The organism is Candidatus Goldiibacteriota bacterium HGW-Goldbacteria-1 (genome assembly GCA_002839855.1).
Classification (GTDB): domain Bacteria; phylum Oederibacteriota; class PGYV01; order PGYV01; family PGYV01; genus PGYV01.
Map to the genome: position 1 here is coordinate 77682 of PGYV01000010.1, position 6622 is coordinate 84303.

Here is a 6622-nt window from a genome sequence, read left to right on the forward strand (position 1 = left end):
TATCCCCAAAATAATGAAAATAGTTACAGTAGGAATACTTTATTTTTTGTTTTTTTATATTATTTTATAAAAGATTTAAACGGCATGAATTTATTTATACAGCAATATATTGATTTGAGTATTTGAATTTTAAGACAAATCCGGATAATTATTAACAATTAAACTTCTATTCTGCTTGCCGGATTATTTTTTCACTTCTGTTTGCCATTATTCTTCAGTCTAACCAGCACGCGGTTTGATTGGTTTTACCCATATAACTTCCACTTGCCCGGCTGTCACTTCACTATAATTAAAGTTTTAATAAAGCTGACGTACAAATAATACGGATTTTTTTCCGGCCGTCGCGGCGGCAATTCATCATTTCAGGTTTTCACAGATACTATGTAATAACGCTTTTTGTATTGGCAGATACCGGTCTTTAGCCCGCGGTAATTCATCTTTGTTTTAAAACCAACTGCCGCACCCTGAAGGGTGCGCCTACCGGTTCTAAATACATACTTTCACAGTGGCAGCCTTTGACTATTTCGAGGAGAATTCATAGAAAATTACAGCCGCAGCCGCTGCCACGTTAAGCGATTCCACATCGCCGGGATAGTGTATCTTTATTTTATTCTTTGATATTTGTCTTATCTCTTCACTGACGCCCATACCTTCACTGCCAAATACCAAAACTGTTTTGCCTTCTGTTTTTACCTTTTTAATATCAATACCGTCATTTACGTCTGTTACAAAAAACCTGTATTCACGGGCAAAATCAGCAATTTCTTCAGCACTTATTATTTTTGCATTCACTTTAAAAACCGCGCCTGCTGACGCGCGTATGGTTTTTTCTGTATAAAGGCCGGCACAGCCGTCAGTTAAAATATACGTATTAAACCCAAAAGCCGCGCCGCTTCTTATAATCGCGCCAAGGTTAGACGGATCCTGAATGCCGTCCAGCAGAATAATATTCTGCGCCGATTTAAAATCGTTAAATGTTTTTTGCGGCGCCCTGCACAACGCCAGAAAACCGGCGGGAGTTTTAACAGACGCAAAACGGCTTATATCATTAGGTTTAACTTTCTCTGCCGCAGGTATAAGCGTGCTGAATTTTTCCAGCACCTGTTTATTATCATAAAAAAAACGTTCCACCTTTATGCCCGCATCCAGCACTTCTTCAAGTATTTTTTCGGTATCAACAATAAAATACCCTTCATCTTTCATTGCCTTTTTATCTTTTAAAAGAAGCTGTATCGTTTTATCCATAATTACCCGCTTTTTATTTGTATTCTTTTATTCTTATTGCCGCGTCTTTATCAAACGCAGGCAGGTCAAGCCTTAAATCCTCTTCATGTTTTATAACCTGTTTTTTACCTGCCACATCGCCGGTATAAGTATCATAATATTCAATCACGTAACGGCCGGGCCTTAAATCCGGAACATCTATATATGCGCCTTCAACTTTATCTGTCTGCGTGTTTTCCCATGTATAGTCCCTGTGTTTGTACCAGATATATGCAGAAGCTTCACTCTGGACTCCCGCAATAAACACAGGCGCAATTGAAGGGTCGGTAAAATCGGTTATTTCCACGTAATCAAGTTTAATCCAGTCCGCGCCTGTATTTTTTATTGTAACTTCATTATCACCCGCGTGCAGGTCAACGGTATATGTAAGTTTGCAGTCCGCCTGATAAATATTCCGCTCTTTCTGAAGAACAGCTCCCGGCTGGTCTTTCGCGTTTATTTCACTTTTAAAAACACGCTCGCCGTTTATTTCCACCACCAGCGTATTGTTATCCGACACCCTGTCAATTCCTAATATCAGTTTCGCGGGAAACCTGTTGGTCATTACAAGCACAGGGTCATTTTTCATTTCCGGTTTTGATTCGCCGTAAAGAAACGCCATAAACTGATCCGTGTTTAAAGCATCCCCCGCAGGAGTGATTATAAACCTGTTCTTTTTCGCCTTCGTTTGCCTGTCTTCGGGGTAAATTTTTACGCTTCCCGGTTTTTTATTTTCGTAATCATAGTAATACGCTTTTTCCGCGCGCAGCTGAAAATAATCGCCCCTTGCCCAGTTTATCCCGCGCAGAAAATCAGACAGGGGTTTATAAATATCCCACAGCCCGAACTTATCAACATATACGTCCCACTGCCATATCATGGGCCAGCCGGCGGAAAGCGAAAGCGCGCCCCCCCAGATACCCGTATGCAGCTGAATGCCTTTTTCATCGTTCACACTGCCTGTCATGCCTTCTAAAACCGCCGCCGCGCCAAACCCGCCTACAATATGCGGCTTGTTATACTTTTCCGTTTTTATCCTTGACGCGTCAAATATTTCCACCGCTGCGTCTTTAAGGGTGTATAAATGAGTCTGAATAAAATCCACGTTATCGGCTTTCCATATATCCTCACCCCTTGCCGGGTCAGAAAATGATGTTGTCATTAAATGTTTATTCACATCGTATTTTTTAATAAATGAAAAAATATCACTGTGCCATTCGGTAACGGCGGCAGCATTAAATTTGTCAGTCAAATCCGCTTCATTAAACGGCTCCCACGCAAAAAGATTTCGGGAATACCCCCACCTTGCGATAATATAACGCAGGCGGTTTTTAAACATCTGCCGCGCCACTTTGGATGTAAAAAATTCCTTCGGTTCATCAAGCACGCCGTCATTTTTGGAATTATAAGGGTTACCATCCCACGCGGGGTTGGTGTTTATGGAGAATTCCCCGTGCGGCACAAGGCACAGCTGAATGTAAACATCATGCTCCCTGCAAAGTTCAAAAACCTGATCCAGCATTGTTCCCTGTTTCTGGCGCGAAGAATAGTCGCCAAGTTTGTCCGTTTCAAGGCCAAAACTCCACGGAGCCATCCAAATCTTTATAAGATTACCGCCGTTTGCGGAAAACTTTTCTATCCAGTATTTATAATCTTCGTACATGCGTTCCTGGTTTGCCCACGCCATGTTAATACCCTTTGCAAAAAAAGGTTCTTTATTTTCAAATTCAAAAAACAGCGTGTCTGCAGGGCTTATTCTTACAAAACCCCGGGAATCAGAACTTCTTTTGCACGTGAATGTTTCCCACGCGGTTGTTGTCACAGGCTTGCCGCCTATGTTTAATTCCATTCTATATGTCCATTCACCGGCTTCTCTTGGGATAATACGCGCCTTAAATGAACCGCCTGCAGGTAAGTATTCCGCTTTGCCGTCAAATTCAAAATCATCAGAATAAAAACCTTCTATTTCAGTGCGTTTGGAAGAAGGCGATTTAAAAGTGGTTTTAAACTGCACCTTTGAAAAGTCATAAGGATTAATCCCGGTAATATCATAATTCATGGAAGCTTCAAACATTTCCATCTGCTTAACCACGGCCTTTACCGGCTGTATAGGCGTATCCTGTGCCTTAATTAATATATGCGATGAAATACCTAAAATTACCGCAATTAGCAGTACCTTTACGGTTCTCATAATGCCTCCAAAACAAGAATTTGGGACATTATATACCTAATAAAGCATTTTTAAAACCAATAAAAAAAGGGCGGCCCCGCCGCCCCTTTTTATTTAATATATAATGTTACTTTTCTCCCCACACTGTTTCTGATTTTGATTTTTTTAGCTTAATCGGAGTATACGAACAACCTGTTTGATTCGGCCAATTTCCACATTTATATAAACTTGAAGCATACGTCCAACAAATTTGACTGAATTCCCCACATAACTCACCAAAACCCGAATCAACAACAAAGGTTCTTCTCACATCTAATACATTGCTATCTGTAAATCTGATAGTTATGCTGCCATAAACGCCATCGTGGTCTTTGCAATATGCATAACCGCCATTACTTGCATTTATTTTGACAATATTTTTATAATTACCTTCTCCTTCTGGTAAATTTCCTTCAAAATATTCACTATTTCCAATACCGGGCAAATCGCCCCAGATATTATGACCCGATACACTTGAACTAATAACACCTACTGCAGAATCAGTACATGTGTAATTATAATTGTTAACGGCCAAATAATAATCAACATCTCCACTTAAAATCCACAACTTAAGCATTTTAATATCCGCCTTAACATTAAAACACCAGACTTTTGTTATATTATTAATATTAGACTGAATAACTGAATTTCCTTCTGCAGCACTGCCTCTTATTGACAAGTCAAAAGAGTCATCAAACCCCTCAAAACTATTTGGATAATATAATGTAAAAAACACTTTATCCCCGTCATTTTTCACCTGTGTGGATGTGGCGCTAACACTTACCCCCTGCGGAACTCCCAATATTTCCAGATTGTATAACTTACTTACAGCGGTATGATATGTAATCATAAATACCTGCTCATTTGCCTGAATAGGCAATGATAAGCTGCCGCTTACAAGCACCATTTCAAGGGTCTGCGCTCCCCTGTCAATGGCAAGCACTGTGTTTGACATCGGCTCCACCGAATAATACATGTTTTCAAAGCCATCATTTGATGGAATTATTACGTCCCAATTTCCTCCGCTATGGACCTCAAATTCCGCTTTTCCCGTCTCATCAGTAAAACAAGCAGCCTGCGTTGTTACACCCTGCGGCGCCATTTTAACCTGCACACTTGCCACAGGTGTGGCTTCCTGCATTAAAAACACTGAAAACTTAACATCCGGTGTTGCGGTATTGGTGGGCGTGGGTTTTAAGACATTTACCGACAGCGGGCTGAAAGGCGCGCTGTTTTTATTGCACCCTATTACCAATACAATTACAAAAACAAATAACATAAAACAAAAAAATCCCTTTTTCATGTTCCCCTCCATGTTTATCGCTTGTTAAGCGTGGTTGTTTTATTTTTCTCTTTTTCTTCAATTGCTGATATTAACTTTATTGCCTGACTGTCTTTTGCGTCTATTCTTAACACATACTGCGCTTTAGCTTTAGCTTCTTCCATTAAACCCCGGTCAAAAAGTTCAAGCGCTTCTTTAATCGCTTCCTGCGCGCTTTGCGCCGCCTTGGCGCTTTCCCCTAAATACTTTTCCTTTGCCATTGTAATATTCTTTTTAACTTCAATATCATCAGGGTAAATCTCTAAAACTTTTTCCCATGATACTATCGCTTTATCATAATAACCTTTCTGGTAATTAAGGACGCCTTCGTTATACAGGGCGTCAGCTTTCTTTTTGTCTTTCTTCATCCCCTGCAGTTCTTTGACAAAATCTTTAATTTCATTATCTTCAGGTGAATACTCTGCCGCCTCTTTTGCAAGCTTAAGCGCGGGCGCGATTTTTCCCTGCGAATTTAACTCTCTGGCGTCGCCGTATCTGGCAAGCGCGTTTTCCCTGAAGTATTTTAAGTAAAAAGCCGCGGTTTCATTTTTTGCATCAATTTTACTGACTTCTGTATATCTGTTATATGCTTCTTCATATTTATTTTTACCCCTTAATTCATCGGCTTCCGCAAGAAGTTTTTTAATGTTCTCTTCTCTTTTATCACCTTCAAGTTTTACCGCTATTTCATCAAGGTATTTTTTTACGTCAGAATTACCCGGGCTTATCTGATTTACTTCCAGAAATTTAATCTCTGACTGCTTATACAACCCCGCTTCAAAAAGAGTAACCCCGTCGCTGTATATTTTTTTACCAATCTCCGGAAACTGCTCTGCCCCTGCGGCTAATGTTTTAACAGCCGCTGTTTGTTCCGTATTGCCAAACCCAATCAATAACCCCGCACCAAAATAAAATCCGGAGTAATCCACCTGTGACTGCCCCTGCGATTCTCCTGTCCAGCCATAAACATTTTCTGTCTTTACCATTACAGTACCCCTTGAATATCTGTAACCGGCTTTAAAATTAAGGCCCGCGCTTTCCGAAAACATCCAGTTGGCTCCGGCTTCCGCGCTTATCCCGGCAAATGCCGTATCCCAGGACTTTTTTATCCTGTAAGAATACGTCCCGTCTTCAAGGGCAGACTCTTCATCCATAGTGTTATTAAATGAATACGTTAATCCGGCGTCCAGGCCTATATAGGGGTTAAAAGCAGATTCATCAAAGGCGTATTTTTTAAGCCCTATCCCCGTATAGATTGCGCTGAAATCACCGGAAATTTTCTGCGCGGTTTTTCCGTTTGGCCAAAGCGCGATGCTTTGAGTATCCTTAATTATGCTTACTTCGTTCTTAAGGTACACGGCAGCCAACCCGGCAGGCGCGTTAAAATTGTAGCCGATTTCTAATGACGGCAACATACCAAACGCAAGCGGTTTTAGTGATGAATTTATGCCAATAGAAGTATTATACGTATTGGCATCTTTTATTGCCTGATTATACTCCCCCATTAAAACCGAATTTAATCCCCCTGTTAAAGACATGTACCAGTCTGACCCGCAAAAAGACGGCGGAACAATTAAAGCTGTTACAAATAAAATAAATAAAAATTTACTGAAAACTTTTTTTACCATTTCCATACCCTCCAAATGAAAATAAGTAAAATAAGCAATTGTGGGATTGCTCGTTTTACCCTCTATGTGAAAGATATTATATACAATTTCATTTTGAATGCAAGGATTTTTTTAAAGGCAAGTGGGAATAAGGATAGACATCGTATACACCTTAAAAAGCTTAAAATATTAGGACATGATCGGTATTTAAGATTACTTAAG

General features: G+C 40.2%; 4 protein-coding genes. All 4 read right to left on the reverse strand.

Going from position 1 to position 6622, the window contains the following annotated elements; genetic code table 11:
* Positions 1 to 519: 519 nt before the first annotated feature.
* The gene (locus tag CVV21_10910; GenBank protein PKL90897.1) at positions 520 to 1245 is read right to left on the reverse strand and encodes a hypothetical protein; all 726 of its coding nucleotides are present in this window, start codon (positions 1243 to 1245) and stop codon (positions 520 to 522) included.
* 13 nt (positions 1246 to 1258) lie between these two features.
* Positions 1259 to 3454 carry a hypothetical protein gene (locus CVV21_10915; protein ID PKL90898.1) on the reverse strand — a complete coding sequence of 732 codons (2196 nt, stop codon included), beginning with the start codon at positions 3452 to 3454 and terminating at the stop codon, positions 1259 to 1261.
* Positions 3455 to 3560: 106 nt separating this feature from the next.
* Positions 3561 to 4775 (reverse strand): hypothetical protein, encoded by a 1215-nt coding sequence (locus tag CVV21_10920; GenBank protein ID PKL90899.1) that lies wholly within the window; start codon positions 4773 to 4775, stop codon positions 3561 to 3563.
* A 14-nt stretch (positions 4776 to 4789) separates the two neighbouring features.
* Entirely contained in the window at positions 4790 to 6421 is a 1632-nt protein-coding gene (locus tag CVV21_10925; protein ID PKL90900.1) for a hypothetical protein, read from the reverse strand.
* Between the last annotated feature and the right edge of the window lie 201 nt (positions 6422 to 6622).

What these genes read in the sequence shown, in the direction of transcription:
- CVV21_10915 (PKL90898.1), bottom strand. Translation starts at nt 3,454, where the DNA reads ATGAGAACCGTAAAGGTACTGCTAATTGCGGTAATTTTAGGTATTTCA.
- CVV21_10920 (PKL90899.1), bottom strand. Translation starts at nt 4,775, where the DNA reads ATGAAAAAGGGATTTTTTTGTTTTATGTTATTTGTTTTTGTAATTGTA.
- CVV21_10910 (PKL90897.1), bottom strand. Translation starts at nt 1,245, where the DNA reads ATGGATAAAACGATACAGCTTCTTTTAAAAGATAAAAAGGCAATGAAA.
- CVV21_10925 (PKL90900.1), bottom strand. Translation starts at nt 6,421, where the DNA reads ATGGTAAAAAAAGTTTTCAGTAAATTTTTATTTATTTTATTTGTAACA.